17 protein-coding genes are annotated in these 16386 nt (G+C 64.5%); 6 read left to right on the top strand and 11 right to left on the bottom strand.

The annotated features are described in order from the left end of the window. Together B4A72_RS13575 and B4A72_RS13580 are read right to left on the bottom strand one after the other, a co-directional pair. Positions 1-242: acyl-CoA dehydrogenase family protein (locus B4A72_RS13575; protein ID WP_292956913.1), on the bottom strand; the 242-nt coding region annotated here is incomplete at its 3' end. Positions 243-282: 40 nt separating this feature from the next. Further along, positions 283-1455, bottom strand: a complete 1173-nt coding sequence (locus B4A72_RS13580; protein WP_292978832.1) for a carboxylate-amine ligase — start codon at positions 1453-1455, stop codon at positions 283-285. 139 nt (positions 1456-1594) lie between these two features. Between B4A72_RS13580 and B4A72_RS13585 the strand changes: the two genes are divergently transcribed. Beyond that, complete coding sequence (locus B4A72_RS13585; RefSeq protein WP_292956919.1) at positions 1595-2374, top strand: VPLPA-CTERM sorting domain-containing protein; 780 nt, start codon at positions 1595-1597, stop codon at positions 2372-2374. 62 nt (positions 2375-2436) lie between these two features. Here the strand turns inward: B4A72_RS13585 and B4A72_RS13590 are convergent, their stop codons facing one another. Then, on the bottom strand, positions 2437-3936 hold the full coding sequence (locus tag B4A72_RS13590; RefSeq protein ID WP_292956922.1) for a CoA-acylating methylmalonate-semialdehyde dehydrogenase: 1500 nt from the start codon (positions 3934-3936) through the stop codon (positions 2437-2439). Positions 3937-4039: 103 nt separating this feature from the next. Here B4A72_RS13590 and B4A72_RS13595 point away from each other — a divergent pair, with 103 nt between their 5' ends. The 3 genes from B4A72_RS13595 to coaD all read left to right on the top strand — a co-directional run bounded on the left by B4A72_RS13595 (position 4040) and on the right by coaD (position 6048). Beyond that, a complete protein-coding gene (locus B4A72_RS13595) occupies positions 4040-4951 on the top strand; it encodes a LysR family transcriptional regulator (protein WP_292956925.1) in 912 nt (303 codons plus the stop codon). Between the two features lie 58 nt (positions 4952-5009). Further along, positions 5010-5471 (top strand): CBS domain-containing protein, encoded by a 462-nt coding sequence (locus tag B4A72_RS13600; protein ID WP_292956928.1) that lies wholly within the window; start codon positions 5010-5012, stop codon positions 5469-5471. 85 nt (positions 5472-5556) lie between these two features. Further along, positions 5557-6048 (top strand): pantetheine-phosphate adenylyltransferase, encoded by a 492-nt coding sequence (gene coaD / locus B4A72_RS13605; protein WP_292957066.1) that lies wholly within the window; start codon positions 5557-5559, stop codon positions 6046-6048. 209 nt (positions 6049-6257) lie between these two features. Here coaD and B4A72_RS13610 read toward each other — a convergent pair whose 3' ends face one another. The 8 genes from B4A72_RS13610 to pyrC all read right to left on the bottom strand — a co-directional run bounded on the left by B4A72_RS13610 (position 6258) and on the right by pyrC (position 15196). Beyond that, entirely contained in the window at positions 6258-6983 is a 726-nt protein-coding gene (locus B4A72_RS13610) for an SDR family oxidoreductase (protein ID WP_292956931.1), read from the bottom strand. A 97-nt stretch (positions 6984-7080) separates the two neighbouring features. After that, positions 7081-7590, bottom strand: a complete 510-nt coding sequence (locus tag B4A72_RS13615) for a bactofilin family protein (RefSeq protein WP_292956934.1) — start codon at positions 7588-7590, stop codon at positions 7081-7083. Continuing rightward, the gene (locus B4A72_RS13620; protein ID WP_292956937.1) at positions 7580-8881 is read right to left on the bottom strand and encodes a M23 family metallopeptidase; all 1302 of its coding nucleotides are present in this window, start codon (positions 8879-8881) and stop codon (positions 7580-7582) included. Before B4A72_RS13620 ends, B4A72_RS13615 begins: the two co-directional genes overlap by 11 nt. A gap of 187 nt (positions 8882-9068) precedes the next feature. Then, positions 9069-10466 (bottom strand): helix-turn-helix domain-containing protein, encoded by a 1398-nt coding sequence (locus B4A72_RS13625; RefSeq protein ID WP_292956940.1) that lies wholly within the window; start codon positions 10464-10466, stop codon positions 9069-9071. Positions 10467-10600: 134 nt separating this feature from the next. Then, the gene (locus B4A72_RS13630; protein WP_292978834.1) at positions 10601-11827 is read right to left on the bottom strand and encodes a multidrug effflux MFS transporter; all 1227 of its coding nucleotides are present in this window, start codon (positions 11825-11827) and stop codon (positions 10601-10603) included. Positions 11828-11896: 69 nt separating this feature from the next. Then, the gene (locus tag B4A72_RS13635) at positions 11897-13384 is read right to left on the bottom strand and encodes a replicative DNA helicase (RefSeq protein WP_292956946.1); all 1488 of its coding nucleotides are present in this window, start codon (positions 13382-13384) and stop codon (positions 11897-11899) included. A 100-nt stretch (positions 13385-13484) separates the two neighbouring features. Then, positions 13485-14156: an orotate phosphoribosyltransferase gene (locus tag B4A72_RS13640; RefSeq protein ID WP_292956949.1), complete on the bottom strand. Its 672-nt coding sequence runs from the start codon at positions 14154-14156 to the stop codon at positions 13485-13487. Continuing rightward, the gene (pyrC, locus tag B4A72_RS13645; protein ID WP_292956952.1) at positions 14153-15196 is read right to left on the bottom strand and encodes a dihydroorotase; all 1044 of its coding nucleotides are present in this window, start codon (positions 15194-15196) and stop codon (positions 14153-14155) included. The genes B4A72_RS13640 and pyrC overlap by 4 nt, the downstream gene beginning before the upstream one ends. Before the next feature lie 198 nt (positions 15197-15394). Between pyrC and B4A72_RS13650 the strand changes: the two genes are divergently transcribed. Further along, on the top strand, positions 15395-15670 hold the full coding sequence (locus tag B4A72_RS13650) for an antibiotic ABC transporter (protein ID WP_292978836.1): 276 nt from the start codon (positions 15395-15397) through the stop codon (positions 15668-15670). A 57-nt stretch (positions 15671-15727) separates the two neighbouring features. Continuing rightward, positions 15728-16386: SDR family NAD(P)-dependent oxidoreductase (locus tag B4A72_RS13655; RefSeq protein WP_292978838.1), on the top strand; the 659-nt coding region annotated here is incomplete at its 3' end.

Raw genomic sequence — 16386 nt, forward strand, 5'->3', positions numbered from 1 at the left:
GGATCGGCCATGGCCAGCGCCTCGAAGACCAGCGTCGCGTCCAGCCGGCCAAGTCCTGAACCACCATGTTCCTCGCCGACATAAAGCCCGCCGAAGCCAAGCTGCGCGATCTCGGTCCACAGGTCGCGCGGGATGGTTCCTGCGGCCTCCCATTCGCGCGCATGAGGGGCGATGCGGCGCTGGCCGAAGTCGCGGGCCATATCGAAAATGGCCTGCTGTTCCTCGCTCAAGGCGAAATCCATGGCTGCCTCCCTCCCCGGAGCGGTTGAATTGAACGTCCGTTTAATTGCAGGAATTTCCGTTTTCGTTCAAGTCCGCGTCCCCTGCCTGCAAATCATGTCGGAATTCATCGATGAGATGGCGCACGACTTCGCACAGGGCCTGATCGCGGGTGGCCCCGGCGGCCATGGCCCGCGACAGCACCGTGCGCTGACGATCCGCCGAGCCGGGCTGCGTCGCCATTTCGCGCAGGTGCGCGGTGGCGGGCTGACCGCCCAATGCCTCGGCGTCCTCAGCGATCAAAGCCAGCCAATCCTCGGCCAGATCCGGAAACGGCAATATCCTGCCCGCACCGAAGTCGATCATCCCACCAGAGATGCCATAGCGCACGGCGCGCCAGCGGTTCTCGCCCAGCAGGAAGGTGTCATATTCGCGCCAGCGGGTGTTGCCGCGCGCCAGACGCCACAGCATTCGCACCGTCGCCTGGATCAGCGCCGCAAGCGTGATCGTGTCGTCCAGACGCGGACAGGCATCGCAGATCCGCGTCTCCAGCGTCGGAAAACTGGCAGAGGGGCGCAGATCCCACCAGATCTTGCTGGCATCCTCGACGATGCCCAGTTCGATCAACAATCCGACCGAGCGATCGAACTGGTCCCAACTGCTCAGCCTCGGCGGCAGACCGGTGCGCGGCATGTCCCCGAAGACCGTCGTGCGATAGGATGCGAGGCCGCTGTCCACACCCTGCCAGAACGGGCTGGACGCCGACAGCGCCAGAAGATGCGGCAGGAAATAGGACAACTGGTTCATCAGGTCGATCCGCTGTGCCTTGTCGTCCAGGCCGACATGGACATGCATCCCGCAGATCAGCATTCGCCGCGCCACCCCGGCCATGTCGCGCGACAATTGGTGATAGCGGTCCTTGTCAGTGTGATGCTGGTCGCGCCAGTTGCCGAAAGGATGGCAGCCGACCGAGATCGGAGCCAGGCCGAATTGTGCCGCCTGCCGCGCGATCGTGGCGCGCAGATGGCGCAGATGGGTGCGGGCGTCGCCGATATTGGCGCAGACCGGTGTGCCGACCTCGATCTGGCAGCGCAGGAATTCGGGGCTGACCTGATCGTCCAGTTCGGTCTTGCAGGCTTGCATCAGGGCATCGGGCGCCTGTGCCAGTTCGCCCGATTCGGCATCAACCAGCAGATATTCTTCCTCGATGCCCAGGCTGAATTCGGGTTCTTCCATGACGTGGTTGCGCTCGCATCGTTTGCAGAATGGTCGATCGCCGGCATGAAGGAGCATCACGTTTTCGTGAATTTCCGACTGTGCCGGTTCCGATTCACCTGTACATTCGCACGAAAGATCATTCGATTTCAGCAGCCAAGTGTCCGGTTCATTCTTCGACTGGAAAATCCTGCAATCCTGGGCGTTTGTACTGTATTTCCGTCGCCTCTGGGTTGTGCCTGGATCGATGCAATCATGTCGACAAGGTGCCCGACACGCGGTAAACGAAAAGAACATGTGTTTTTCCGATGGAGAGGTTCAGTTGAAATATTGGAAAGAAGCCGCCGTGGGGGCCTTCATGGCCGTGGCGGCGTCCGGCGCCTCGGCTGCGACTTGCGGCCCAGCGACGGGTGACACCAAGACCGTCACCGTGACGTCGGGTTCCGCGACCGTCGAATGCTATGCCTACGGCTCGGGCAACATCAACGGCAATGTGAAACAGGATCCGATCCTGAACGGTCAGACCACCGGCAAAAATACCTTCACGCTGGTGAGCGGTCCGGTCATCACCGGACTGACTTTCCTCGACAATACCAGCGAGTCGGGCGGTGCGAAGGATGGCGGCGTCACCTCGAACGGCAGTTCCACCGTTGGTCAATCCGTGGTCGGAAAGGTCACGGTCGGAGATGTGTCGCCCTATAGCGGCCTGATCCTGGCACTGAAGATCGGCAACAAGACCTCGCTGTCCTGGGCCGCCTTCAAGATTTCGACAGACGGTATCTTCGACTTCGTGATCACGCCCAAACAGGGCAGCGGATTGTCTCATGCCAATCTCTACGGGATCCCGAAACTGGCGCCTGTGCCTCTGCCGGCCTCGGCGCTGCTGCTCATGGGTGGCCTGGGCGGATTCGCCGCGCTGCGCAGACGCAAGAAGGCCTGATCGGCGGGACTTGCAAGATTTGAAGAAAAAGGCGGCCGCGTTCGCGCAGCCGCCTTTTCTCGTCAATCCATCGCCTTGAAATTGAACTCTCCGCCTTCCTTGATTCCCGACGGCCAGCGCGCTGTGACCGTTTTGGTCCGGGTGTAGAAGCGGAAGGCATCGGGGCCGTGCTGGTTCAGGTCTCCGAAGCCCGATTTCTTCCATCCGCCGAAAGTGTGATAGGCCAGCGGCACCGGGATCGGGACGTTGATCCCCACCATGCCGATATTGATCCGGTTGGCGAAATCGCGTGCCGTGTCGCCGTCGCGGGTGAAGATCGCCGTGCCGTTGCCATATTCGTGGTCCATGGCAAGGCCGATGGCCTCTTCATAGGACCCGGCGCGGACGGTGGACAGGACCGGGCCGAAAATCTCGGTCCGGTAGATGTCCATGTCCGGCGTCACGCGGTCGAACAGGTGCGGACCGACGAAAAAGCCGTCTTCATAACCCTGCAGCGCGAAGTCACGGCCATCGACAACCAGTTCGGCGCCCTGATCGATGCCGGTCTGGACCAGCCGCCGGATGTTCTCCATCGCGGCCTTGGTCACGACGGGGCCGTAATCCACATCATCGCCGGCGGTGTAGGGGCCGACCTTCAGCTTCTCGATCCGCGGCACCAGCTTTTCGATCAGCGCATCGGCGGTTTCCTCGCCCACCGGCACCGCGACCGAAATCGCCATGCAGCGTTCGCCTGCCGCGCCGAAGCCTGCACCGACCAGCGCATCGGCCGCCTGATCCAGATCGGCATCCGGCATGATGATCATGTGGTTCTTGGCACCGCCGAAACATTGCGCCCGCTTGCCGTTGGCCGTCGCGCGTTCATAGATATATTGCGCGATCGGGGTCGAGCCGACGAATCCAACCGCCTGGATGACGGGATTGTCGAGGATCGCATCCACGCTTTCCTTGTCGCCGTTGACGACCTGCAACACGCCGTCGGGCAGTCCCGCCTCTTTCAGCAGCGCAGCCAGCATCAGCGGGACCGAGGGGTCACGCTCGGACGGTTTCAGGATCATCGCGTTGCCCGCCGCCAGTGCCGGCCCCATCTTCCACAGCGGAATCATCGCCGGAAAGTTGAACGGCGTGATGCCCGCGACGACGCCCAGCGGCTGACGCATGGAATACATGTCGATGCCTGTCCCGGCGCTGTCCGTATATTCGCCCTTCAGCAGATGCGGCGCGCCGATGCAGAATTCGATCACCTCCAGCCCGCGCTGCACGTCGCCCTTGGCATCGGGAAAGGTCTTGCCGTGCTCGGCCGACAATGCCTCGGCCAGCTTGTCCATGTCGCGATTCAGCAGGTCGACGAATTTCATCATCACCCGCGCGCGACGCTGCGGATTGGTCGCGCCCCAGCCAAGCTGGGCCTTGGCGGCGCTGGCTACGGCGGCATCCAGTTCGTCCTTTCTGGCCAGCGCCACCTTGGCCTGAACCTCGCCGGTGGCCGGGTTGAACACATCCGCGAAACGGCCTGAGCCACCTTCCGCCTCCTTGCCGTCGATCCAGTGGTGAATCTCTTTCATCGCATCCTCCATTCATGACTTGCGGTCAGGATAGCCTTGCGGAAATGCCGGGAAAAGGGGCATGATGGCAAAAGCGTTTTGCGTTTTCGCAAGGATTAATCGAATGGACTGGGACGACCTGCGCATCTTTCTGTCCGTGTCCAGAACCGAAAGCCTGTCGGGTGCGGGGCGCCGCCTGGGGATGGATGCTTCGACAATCGGCCGCAGGATCGCGCGGCTGGAACGGGCCGTCGGCGCGACATTGTTTGCCAAGACCCCGCAGGGCTATGCGATGACGGCCGAGGGCGCGCGTCTGGTCGCCCCCGCCGAGGCGGCGGAAAAGGCAGCGCTGGCTGCGGCCGAGGCCACCCATGGCGAAGCCGGCATCAGCGGGCAGTTGCGGATCGGCGCGCCCGACGGCTGTGCGAATTACCTGCTGCCACAGGTCCTGCGCGATATCTGCGCGGTGCATCCGGGGCTCGAGATCCAGATCGTCGCGCTGCCCCGTGTGGTGAACCTGTCCCGGCGCGAGGCCGACATGGCCATCGCCGTCTCGCCCCCCGACACCGGACGGCTAAGCGTGCAGCGGCTGGTCGATTACCAACTGCACCTGGCCGGACATGATGATTACCTGCGCGCCCATCCGCCGATCGCCGAACTTGCCGATCTGCACCGGCATCGCCTGATCGGCTACATCCCCGACATGATCTTCGACCGCGAACTGGATTACCTTTCCGAGACGGGGGCCGACAGTGCCGCGATCACCTCGAATTCGGTTTCGGTTCAAATGCAGGCGATCCGGGCCGGCGCGGGACTTGGCATCGTTCACGATTTCGCGCTGCCCTTCGCGCCGGGCGTCCGCATCGTGCTGCCACAGCGCATCGCGCTGCGGCGCAGCTTCTGGCTGATCCGCCACGCGGACGATCGCCGGTCGCGCCGCCTGACGCGCCTTGCCGAGATGCTGTCCCAGGGATTGCGTGCCGAAGTGGCGCGGCTGGAGGCGCGGCTTCCCGCGGACCGCGATCGTCGGGCTTGACGCAGGGCCCGGTGAGGCGAAAGATGAAATCAACCACGCGGTGAGAAGGGGATTTGCGATGCTGGTCAGACAATTGCTGTCGATGAAAAGCGATTCCGGCAAGGCCGGGATCGAGGCCGGAACGATCATCACCATCAAGCCCGAGGCGACTTTGGCGGAAGCCGTGAAGCTTCTGGCCGACCAGCGCATCGGCGCGGTGGTCGTGTCCAGCGATGGCCGCACACCGGAAGGCATCCTGTCCGAACGCGACGTGGTGCGGCAATTGGGCGCGCACGGGTCCGGCGTTCTGGACACGCCGCTGGGCAAGGTGATGACCCGCGCCGTCCAGACCTGCACCACGGGCGAAGACGCGCTGACCATCCTTGAACGCATGACCCAGGGGCGGTTTCGCCATTTGCCGGTGGTGGACGATTCCGGACACATGCTGGGGCTCATTTCGATCGGCGATGCGGTCAGCGGCCGCCTGAAGGAACTGGCGGCGGAAAAGGACGCGCTGACCGGCATGATCATGGGCAGCTGACGCGCCGCGAAATTCTGGCAAATACTTGCCTTTCGGTGAAAAATGGGCTTTGGCTGACGGCTATCTTCAACGGGGACAGCGGATGATGCGCATAGGCCTTTATCCCGGTACATTCGATCCGATCACGCTTGGCCATGTCGATATCATCCAGCGTGCGATGGCTCTGGTCGATCGGCTGGTGATCGGGGTGGCGATCAACCGCGACAAGGCGCCGTTGTTCGATCTGCAAGCGCGGGTCGATATGGTGCGCGCCGAATGTGACGAGATCGCCGCGCGCACCGGCGGCGAAATCCTGGTTCATCCGTTCGATAATCTGCTGATCGATTGCGCCCGCGATGTCGGTGCCACCGTCATTGTGCGGGGGCTGCGCGCCGTTGCCGATTTCGAATACGAATTCCAGATGGTCGGCATGAATCGTGCACTGGATGCCAGTATCGAGACCGTGTTCCTGATGGCTGACGCCCGCCGTCAGGCGATCGCATCGAAACTGGTCAAGGAAATCGCACGACTGGGCGGTGATATCTCGAAGTTCGTGACCCCGCGGGTGGCGCAGGCGCTGGTCGCGCGGTTCGAGTGATCTGCCATGTTGTCCGGCGCCGCGTATCCGCGCCTTGCCTGGGCGCACTGGAAGGGAGATTGCATTGACCCGCTCGGACGATCCCGATCCTCAACCGATCCCCATGCCGCCAAGCCGGCCCCTGCCTGACCCCGCGCCAGACCGCCCCGACGACCGGCCGCGGCCGGCATGGTTGCGGCAGCCCCCGCGGACGCCGCTGTCAGTCTCGATCAGCCGCGTCCGATGAAGGGCATCCTGGTGGCCATCACGGTCATGAACTGAACGTTGGCACCATCCGGAACCGAGGCCATGTGCAGCACCGCATCAGCCACGGTGGCGACATCGATCATCGGTTCGGGCTCGGCCTGACGCCGGCTGACCTGGGCCAGCAATTCGCTGGCCGCATTGCCGATGTCGATCTGGCCGCAAGCGATGTCGAAGGGCCGTCCGTCCAGCGACAGCGATTTCGTCAGGCCGGTCACGGCATGTTTGGAGGTCGTATAGGCGATCGAACCCGGACGTGGCGCATGGGCCGAGATCGACCCGTTGTTGATGATCCGTCCGCCTTGCGGGTCCTGATCGCGCATGATGCGAAAAGCGGCGCTTGCGCACAGGAACATGCCGGTCACGTTGACGTCGATGATGCGGCGAAAGTCGCTGGCCGAAACCGCATCGGGCAGGGCCGCCGCCAGCGCCTGTCCGGCATTGTTGAACAGGACGTCCAGCCGACCCCAGGCCGCCATGGCCCGATCGAATGTCTGCCGGACCTCTGCTTCCGCGCTGACATCGCAGGGCAGGATCAGCGCATTGGCCGCGTCTTCGGACGTGTCTTCCAGCGCCGCACGCCGACGTCCGATCAGACCCGTGCGCCAACCCGCGCGCAGGAAATGCCGCGCAGTGGCCCGGCCGATCCCGCTGCCAGCGCCGGTGATCAGGATGGTGCGCGGACCCGTCATGGCTGCCGAGAACGGCGCCGGTTCCGCGTCAGGCCGGGCGCGGGGTGGCGAAACGGCCGGTCACGCAGGCCAATCACAAAAGCCGTGCCGGCGGTCTTCAATTGCCTGCGGGCGGGGCCAGTTTCTTGGTCGCGCCATCGGCCAGGGGATCGTCCTGACGCTGGACCGAGCCTTCGAAATGCGCACCCGATTCGATGGCGATGGTCTTGTGGATGATGTCGCCCTCGACCCGGGCCGCGGCCGAAAGCCGGACCTTCAGCCCGCGCACCCGGCCGACCACGCGACCGTTCACGATGATTTCGTCGCCCATGATCTCGCCGTTGATCGTAGCGGTTTCGCCCACCGTCAACTGGCGGGCGCGCACGTCGCCTTCGACCTTGCCTTCGATCTGGATATCGCCGTCGGTGCGGATATTGCCGGTTACGATCAGGTCCGAGGACAGGACCGACGGGCTTGCCTGCTTGCGCGGGGGCTGCGGGGTCGCCGCGGTCTCGCCACCCGAGGCACGCTGTTCCTGCGCCGGGGCGGGGGCTTTGACGGGCTCGTCGCCTGCGGCGGCGGCATTCTGTTGAGGACGGTTTTCGGTCACGCGGGTCTTACTGAACATTGCTTGCTGCCTTGATGAAACTCATCGGGTCCACCGCCCGGCCTTTCATGCGCACTTCGTAATGAAGATGCGGCCCGGTCGAGCGTCCGGTGCTGCCAATATCACCGATCGGGTCGCCTTGCGACACCCTTTGCCCAACCTTCACGCCAATTTTCGACAGATGGGCATAGCGTGTCTCGACGCCCAGTTCGTGTTCGATCTTGATCAGGTTGCCATATGCCCCCTGCCGGCCGGCGAATATCACGACACCGTCGCCGGGCGCATAGACCTTGGTGCCGGTCGGGCTGGCCATGTCCAACGCATTATGCATCCGCCCCCAGCGACGACCGAAGCTCGAAGTGAGCCGGTAAGAGGCCTTCAGCGGCGTCGCGAAAGGAAGCTTTTCCATCGCAATGCGATAGGTGTTGATCTGGTCCAGCGTCACGAGGATCTGGTTCGCCTTGGTCTCGCCCTGGCGCAGCGCCGCGTCGCCGCGGGTCGAGTAGGACATCGGCGTCAGCGGACCGCCCTGGCCGGAATAGCCCTTGCGAATTTCCGACAGCATGTCATCGGGGTCCACCCCGATCGCGCGGAAAACCTTGTCCAGCGGTTCGACCGAAACCGACATGGCATCCTCGACCTGGGCCAGGATTTCGTCGTTTCGGGCCACGATCGCGTCGCGTTCGGCGGCCATTCTTTCGGCCTCGCCGCGCGCTTCGGCCGCGTCCTTCTGGGCCTTGGTCCGTGCCTGTGCGGTGTCGCGAAGCTCGCCCGACAGGATGTCCAGCGCGACGGTGACATCCTTGCTTCGGTCCGCATCGCCGGACGGGCTGTCGGCGGCGCCGGCGGCATGCAGGGATCCGTCGCGCTCGCCGATCGCGTCACGCAGGGTCGATTGCACGGTGGTCAGACCGCTTTGCAGCTCTCGCCGTTTTTCTTCCGATGCCAGAAGCTGTGACTGCATCTGCGAAACCTGATCCAGCGCCACCGAAAAGCGGCTCTGCGCCGCCACCGCCTCGGCCGCACGGGCATCGCGTTCCGCAGACAGCTGATCCAGGCGTTCCTCGAACGCGGCCTGGACACGCAGCATCTGTTCGCGCGAGGATCCGGAACTGACCGCATCGATCACGAGGATCGAACTTGCCACCAGCATCCAGCCAAGGCCCAGTGTCACCCCGCCGATTCCGACAAGCTGGGTCACGGGGCGCAGGCGCAGGAAGCGGGTGCTGTCATCGGATCGAAGGAACAGACGCTGTTCGGGCAGAAGACGTTCAAGTGAGGCGTTCAGGCCATTCAGCAACTTCTTCGACAAGTCCAGTCCCCCGGTCCCGCGACCCTGTTTCCAGTCTGGCCGGATCGCTTTGGTTCCATTCGGAGGTCGGTAAACAAGACCTGTGCCCTGATGGCAACAGGTCATCCGCCGGGCCCGTTGCAGATGCGCGGATACATGCCTTTGCGGGCGGGATTCCGCCGAAACCGGCAGCCATTCGCCAAAGTCTTCACGCAATTTCATAGGGAAGCGGCCCGTTTCGGTCGGTTGGTATGCGCAGGGGCCGATCGATCGGCGGAACCGAGCGCTGGTGACAATCCCTGCGCGGACAAATCCGGCACGAGATGCCGATCGGCTCGAACGCCCGCGGGCGGGACAGATCCAGGCCGTCGCCATAGACGAGCTTGCCCGCGTGACCGATCTCGCAGCCCAGGCCGATGGCAAAGCGGCGCACAGGGGCATCGAAGGCGCCCGCATGTTTCGACACGTCGCGCGCCAGAAGCAGATAGCGGACGCCGTCGGGTGTTTCGGCCAGTTGCCGCAGGAAATGCCGGGGCTGTTCAAAGGCGCGGTGGACGTTCCACAGCGGACATGCGCCGCCGAAACGCGCGAATTGCAGGCGCGTGGCGGAATGACGTTTGGTGATCGTGCCCGCCTGATCGACCCTGACGAAGAAGAATGGCACGCCTTTCGCGCCGGGCCGCTGCAGGGTTGACAGGCGATGTGCGACCTGTTCCAGCGAGGCGCCGAAAAGATGCGCCAGCCGCTCCAGATCGTGCCGTTCCGCCTGCGCGGCCGCCAGGAAGGCGCGGTAGGGCATCAGAGCGGCGCCGGCAAAGTAGTTGGCCATCCCGACGCGGGCGATCTCTCGCGCGGCGGGGTCACGGAAACGGGCCAGATCCAGCATTGCCTCCAGCAGGTCGGATTGGCGTTCCACCGCCACCAGGTGCAGAAGCTGGAAGACGCGGGTGGCGGATTCGGCTGCGGCATTGAGGTGAATCTCGTTGCCGCTGCGCCGGAACACGGCATTGGCGGGCAATTCCATCTCGCGGATGCGGATGCCCGATTTTGCCAGGGCCGAGACCGCCGCCTGCCATGGATCGGCCCGCACGCCGTCGGGGCAGGCGAACCGTTCGGCCGCACGGTCCACCGCGTCGATGTAATTGTCGCAATAGTGGAAAAAGTCGCGGACCTCCTCCCACGGGGTCGAAAGCGCATTCTGCCCGGCCGCGCCGATCGCCTCGTCCAGGGCGGCCAGCCGCTCTTGTCCCTGCCGGTGGGCGCGGTAGAGGTCCAGAAAGGCGCGCGCCAGACTGGGCGCGTTCGTCGCGGCCAGACGCAGATCATTCAGCGGCGGCGCGGTGTCGAAGATCGGATCGGCCAGGGCCTCCTGCATGTCGATGACCATGCGTTCCGCATCGCCCGCCGAAAGCGTGGTCAGATCGACGCCGAATTCCTGTGCCAGCCGCAGCAGCACCCCGGCCGAGATCGGACGGTGATTGTTCTCCATCTGCGACAGATAGGGCAACGAGATCCCCAGCCGTTCCGCGAAGACCCGCTGGGTCAACCCTGACCGGGCGCGGGTTTCGCGCAGGGATGTACCCGCATAGATTTTCTGAACCGCCATGATCGCCCCCGTTCTTTGCAAAGCAGGCTGTAGCCTTTGCAAAGGGCGCCCGGCAAGCGCCCGCGACGGTGCGGGGCGGGCTGGCGGAAAGGATCGGGCGAGGTTCGACATGGCCGCACCATGGACCAGAAGGATTAAGATCCGGTTGCGGTGTGCCGGATCGTCCCCAAGCGTCTTTCGCGCCGCAGCACCCACAGGATCGAGGCCAGCGAGCCCGCCGCCGACATCACCATGATGGTCAGCAGCGGCGTGGCGCCTGAGCCGGGCTGCAACAGCGCCCCGGCCAGGGCCGAGAGGGCGGCGCCTCCGGCGACGGCCAGCGCCCCGCCCAGACCGCTGGCGGTGCCGGCCAGTTCCGGGCGGACGCTCATCATGCCGGCATTGGCGTTGGGCAGAACCAGGCCGTTGCCCAGCCCCATGACGGCAATCGCTCCGAAAAATGTCCAGGGATTCGTCAGGCCCGTCAGCGTCGTGATCAGCGACAGGAACAAAGCCGCGAGGCTGATCGCCGTGCCGTAAAGGATCATTCTGTTCAGACCCAGCATCGCCGAGAAGCGGCCAGACAGGAAATTGCCCGTCAGGTATCCGATCGAGGGCGCGGCGAAGAAGTAACCCACTTCCGCCGGGCTCAGGCCGAAGACCTGCCCGCCCACGAAGGGCGCGCCGCCCAGATAGGCGAAGAAACTGCCGGACGCCATGGTCGCCGCCCCGCAATAACCCCAGAAGCGAACGGACCGCGCCAGCACAGGGTAATTGGCGACCTGTTCGCGCAAGGGGATGCCGCCGCCGCGCACGGTCTCGCCCAGATCACGCCAGGCGACGGCAAGAACCACCAGTCCCAGCAGGCCCATGACGGCGAAATTCGCGCGCCAGCCGAAGGCCTCGTCCAGAACCCCGCCGATTACCGGCGCGATCATCGGCACCACCGACATGCCCATCGTGACATAGCCGATCATCGAGGCCGCGCGGTTGCCATCGAACATGTCGCGCACGACGGCGCGCGGGACCAGCATGCAGACGGCGATTGCAGACTGGATCAGCCGGAACAGCAGGAACAGCCCCGCATCGCGTGCCGTCAGCGTTCCAAGCGTGGCAAGCAGGAAGATCACGAGGCCCACCAGCACGACCGGTCGTCGGCCATAGCGGTCGCTGACCGGCCCGGCCAGCAATTGCAGCACCGCGCTGGCCCCGATATAGGCCGAAACCGAAAGCTGCATGACCGCATAATCCACGCCGAAGTCCCGTGCCATGCCGGGAAGCGAGGGCAGGAACACGTTCATCGACAGCGCGGCGACGCCCGACAGCGCGATCAGCGTCAGGATATGCGGCGCAGTCCGTTTGCCGCGATCAGTTCCGGTCATGGAACACGAACCACGCGCCCGAACAGGTCAGCGGCAAGCAGACCTGCCGCGTGACCGGAACGGGCGGGTTCAGTCCCATTGGCTCTGACGGTCCTTCGCCAGGTTGCCAAAACGCGTGAACTGGCCCTCGAAGGACAGTTCGACCGTGCCGATGGGGCCGTGGCGCTGCTTGCCCAGAATTACCTCGGCCTTGCCATGGACCTGTTCCATGATCTGTTGCCACTTCGCCATCGCATCCAGATCGCTGTCCGAGGGTTTTTCACGTTCGCGATAATATTCCTCGCGGAACACGAACATCACGATATCGGCGTCCTGTTCGATGGACCCTGATTCGCGCAGGTCGGAAAGCTGCGGGCGCTTGTCCTCGCGATTCTCGACCTGACGCGACAGCTGCGACAGGGCGATGACGGGGATGTTCAATTCCTTGGCGACGGCCTTCAGCCCCTGCGTGATCTCGCTGACCTCGTTGACGCGGCTGTCCTTGGCGGATGCGGCTTTCAGAAGCTGCAGATAATCCACCATCAGCACATCCAGGCCATGCACCCGCTTCAGCTTGCGCGCGCGGGCGGCAAGCTGGTTGATCGGCAGGGCGGGGGTGTCGTCGATGTAAAGCGGGCAGTTCTGAAGCGCATGGGCAGCCTCGACGAAACGGCGGAACTCGCCCTCGTCCATATTGCCCGACCGGATTCTTTCGCTGGGCACCTCGGCGGCTTCGGACAGGATCCGTGCGGCCAGTTGCTCGGCCGACATCTCGAGGCTGAAAAAGCCGACCACGCCGCCCTCGATCGTGCCATGGGTGCCGTCGGCGCGTTCGCCCTGCTTGTGCGCGCGGGCGATGTTGAAGGCGATATTGGTTGCCAGCGAGGTTTTGCCCATCGAGGGACGCCCGGCGATGATGATCAGGTCGGAATTGTTCAGACCGCCCATCTTGCCGTCCAGATCCACGAGCCCGGTCGAAATCCCGGACAGCTTGCCGTCCCGCTGATAGGCGGCATTGGCCACCTGAACCGCACCCGTCACCGCCTTCAGGAAGGACTGGAATCCGCGCTCCGCCACACCCTGTTCGCCCAGTTGATACAGCGTCTGTTCGGCGACCTTGATCTGTTCCTCGGCATCGTCGCCCACCTCGACCGTCGAGGCGCGCGACGAGATGTCATGGCCCAACTGGATCAGTTCGCGCCGCAGCGCGAATTCGCGGATCATCTGCGCATAATCCCGCGCCGCATAGGCCGAGATCGCGGCGCTGGCCATGCGCGCCAGATAGGCCGGCCCCCCCAGTTCCTTCAGCCCCTCGTCGTTTTCCAGGAACGCCTTGATCGTCACCGGGCTGGCCAGCGCATTCTTGCGGATCCGTTCGGAACAAATCTCGAAGATGCGGGCATGGACAGGGTGATAGAAATGTTCCGGCTTGATGACCTGCGTCACCCGGTCGAAGACATCGTTGTTCGTCAGAAGCGCGCCCAGCAATTGCTGTTCGGCCTCCAGCGAATAGGGGATGGCGGCCTTTTCCTCGGCTGCCGAATCCTGCCCCGGAATGATCGCCCGCAAACCGTTCATCTCGCTGCCCCCGCCGATTCTTGTTTGGGCGTTTATCTCATATCGGGACAGGCGCGGCTATCGGGATATCCTGTGGACAGGCTGTGGATAAGCCGGCCCGTCAGCCATTCGCCGCCTGCCAGCCGCGCGGATCGGTCAGGAAGGTGCGGACCTCGGCAAGCGTCCGGTCGTCGAAGGATTGCGCGGCCTGGGCCTCGGCCAGCACGTCCCACCAGGTGCAGAGATGGTGCAGCCTGACGCCGTGATCGGCCAGTCGCCGGGTCGTTTCGGGGAAGATACCGTAGTAGAAGATCACCGCCGTGTGCGCGCAGGTTGCGCCGGTTTCGCGGATGGCATCGACAAAGGACAGCTTGCTGCCGCCGTCGGTCGTCAGGTCCTCGACCAGCAGCACCCGCTGGCCCTCCTCCATCACGCCCTCGATTCGGGCATTGCGGCCATAGCCCTTCGGCTTCTTGCGCACATAGGTCATCGGCAGGGCCATGCGTTCGGCCATCATGGCGGCGAAGGGAATGCCTGCCGTCTCGCCGCCCGCGATATTGTCGAAAGCCTCGAAACCGGCATCGCGCATCACCGTCGCGGCCATGAAATCCAGCAGCGTCTGGCGCACGCGCGGAAAGCTGACGATCCGGCGGCAATCGACATAGGTCGGCCCCCTGAGCCCCGAGGCATAGGTGAACGGCGTCTCGGCGTTGAAATCGACGGCCTTGATTTCCAGCAGCATCCGGGCCGAGAGCCGGGCGATTTCCTCGCGCGCGGGGTAGGGCAGGCTCATGAATCCTCCAGGTGCCAGAACAGCGTGAAGAAGGGATCGAAGACCGTCACGGTCTCTTTGCCCGCCGTGATCGTGGCCGGATATCGGGCCGGCACATCGCGCTTGACCAGTCGGATGCGGTCCTCGTTGGCGGGCAGACCATAGAAGGCGGCGCCGTTGAGGCTGGCAAAGGCTTCCAGCCGGTCCAGCGCGTCTTCTTCCTCGAAGACATGAGCCAGGATCGACATCGTGTTGGGCGCGGTAAAGCAGCCGGCGCAGCCGCAGGGTTGCAGCTTGGCGCGGTCGGGATGCGGCGCGCTGTCGGTGCCCAGGAAGAACCGCCCCTCGCCACTGGTCGCGGCCTCGCGCAGCGCCAGGCGGTGCGATTCGCGTTTGGCCACCGGCAGGCAGTAATAATGTGGTCGAATGCCGCCTGCGAGGATGGCGTTGCGGTTGATGACCAGATGATGCGTGGTGATCGTGGCGCCCAGACCGGGGCCGCCGTCACGGATATAGGCCACGCCGTCGCTGGTGGTGATATGCTCCATCACGACGGTCAGGCCGGGGGTGGCGCGACGGATCGGATCCAGCACGCGGTCGATGAAGACGGCCTCGCGGTCGAAGATATCGACCTCCGCGTCGGTGACCTCGCCGTGAACGCAAAGCGGAATGCCCGCCTCGGCCATCGCGTCCAGAACCGGCCGGATCCGGGCCATGTCGGTCACGCCGCTGGCGGAATTGGTGGTTGCCCCGGCCGGATACAGCTTGACCGCGCGGATGATCCCGTCTCGATGTGCGGCGACCACATCCGCCGGATCGGTCGTGTCGGTCAGATACAATGTCATCTGCGGCTGAAGCGCGCTGCCTTCGGGCAGCGCGGCCAGGATGCGGTCGCGATAGGCGGCGGCCTCGGCCCCGGTCACGATCGGAGGCACCAGATTCGGCATGATGATCGCGCGGCCGAAACCGGCGGAATGGGGCGCCACGGCGTCCAGCATCGCGCCGTCACGCAGATGCAGGTGCCAATCGTCGGGGCGGCGGAGGGTCAGGCTGTCGGTCATGATGCCTGCCTCTATACACGGCAGCAGACGGTTGCCAAGCATGCGCGATCCGATTTCGCGGTGTCGCCTTGAAACAGTGCCTTGTCCTTGCCGCCCGCCCGTCCCACATTGACTCAGCAGCGTGTTATGCACATTCTGCAATAATCAGGACGGGATGGCATGAATTCGTTGAATATTGGTCAGGTAGCAGGCAATCCCATGCGCCTTTGGGCGCAGATGGCACGGCTTTCCATCGAATCGCAGACGGTGATCGGGTTGCGCATGGCGGGCATGATGGGCTTGATGGTCCAGTCGCCGGGCGAACCGCTTCGCATGATCGCCGAGAAGCAGGCGGCGGCATCCGAGGCGATCTTTGCCATGGTCCGCGTCGCCGGCAGCGGAGCCAGCGCCGATCGCGTTCTTTCCGCCGGCCTGCGCCCCTATGGCAAGCGCACCCGCGCGAATTCGCGCCGTCTGACCCGCAGCCGGCGCTGACCGGGAACGGGTTCGGCCCCTGGCGTGTTTTGCCGCCGGACCAGGGTGAGGACAGGGATGACACGCACAGCACTGATTACCGGTGGGGCTCAGGGGATTGGCCGCGGCATCGCCGACCGACTGGTCGAGAACGACTGGAAGGTCGCGATCTTCGACAAGGACGCCGAGGCGGTTGATGAGGTCTCGGACACGCTTCCAGGCAGTCTTGCGCTGCCCGTGGATGTGGCCGATGAGGCATCCGTTCATCAGGGTTTCGCGACGCTGGCTGATTGGCTGGCCGGGGCAGGGCTGGATCTTCTGGTCTCGAATGCGGGTATCGCCGATCCTGTCAGCGGGCCGGTCGAGGATCTGTCGCTGTCGGAATGGCGAGAATGGCAGGACAGCCATCTGACCGGCGCGTTCCTGTGCATTCGCGGCGCCGTGCCGCTGTTGCGCCGGGCGCGCGGTTCCATCGTCACCATCGCCTCGACACGGGCTTTGCAGTCGGAACCCGATTGCGAAGCCTATGCCGCAGCCAAGGGCGGACTCTGTGCGCTGACCCATGCGCTGGCCATCAGTCTGGGGCCGCAGATTCGCGCGAACTGCATCCTGCCCGGCTGGATCGAGACCGGCCCCTGGCAGAAGCGGTCAGAGCGCAGCGACCCGGATCATTCGCGGAGCGACAAGGCACAGCATCCGGTCGGCCGCGTCGGCACGCCGCAGGACATCGCGGCGCT

Source organism: Paracoccus sp. UBA5162, from assembly GCF_002413585.1.
Classification (GTDB): Bacteria; Pseudomonadota; Alphaproteobacteria; order Rhodobacterales; family Rhodobacteraceae; genus Paracoccus.

Bases quoted from the DNA above. Each gene is read 5' to 3' on its own strand.
- B4A72_RS13650 (WP_292978836.1), top strand. From the start codon at position 15,395: ATGCGCCTTTGGGCGCAGATGGCACGGCTTTCCATCGAATCGCAGACG.
- B4A72_RS13615 (WP_292956934.1), bottom strand. From the start codon at position 7,590: ATGTTCAGTAAGACCCGCGTGACCGAAAACCGTCCTCAACAGAATGCC.
- B4A72_RS13600 (WP_292956928.1), top strand. From the start codon at position 5,010: ATGCTGGTCAGACAATTGCTGTCGATGAAAAGCGATTCCGGCAAGGCC.
- B4A72_RS13640 (WP_292956949.1), bottom strand. From the start codon at position 14,156: ATGAGCCTGCCCTACCCCGCGCGCGAGGAAATCGCCCGGCTCTCGGCC.
- B4A72_RS13635 (WP_292956946.1), bottom strand. From the start codon at position 13,384: ATGAACGGTTTGCGGGCGATCATTCCGGGGCAGGATTCGGCAGCCGAG.
- B4A72_RS13595 (WP_292956925.1), top strand. From the start codon at position 4,040: ATGGACTGGGACGACCTGCGCATCTTTCTGTCCGTGTCCAGAACCGAA.
- B4A72_RS13580 (WP_292978832.1), bottom strand. From the start codon at position 1,455: ATGGAAGAACCCGAATTCAGCCTGGGCATCGAGGAAGAATATCTGCTG.
- coaD (WP_292957066.1), top strand. From the start codon at position 5,557: ATGCGCATAGGCCTTTATCCCGGTACATTCGATCCGATCACGCTTGGC.
- B4A72_RS13630 (WP_292978834.1), bottom strand. From the start codon at position 11,827: ATGACCGGAACTGATCGCGGCAAACGGACTGCGCCGCATATCCTGACG.
- B4A72_RS13625 (WP_292956940.1), bottom strand. From the start codon at position 10,466: ATGGCGGTTCAGAAAATCTATGCGGGTACATCCCTGCGCGAAACCCGC.
- pyrC (WP_292956952.1), bottom strand. From the start codon at position 15,196: ATGACCGACAGCCTGACCCTCCGCCGCCCCGACGATTGGCACCTGCAT.
- B4A72_RS13590 (WP_292956922.1), bottom strand. From the start codon at position 3,936: ATGAAAGAGATTCACCACTGGATCGACGGCAAGGAGGCGGAAGGTGGC.
- B4A72_RS13610 (WP_292956931.1), bottom strand. From the start codon at position 6,983: ATGACGGGTCCGCGCACCATCCTGATCACCGGCGCTGGCAGCGGGATC.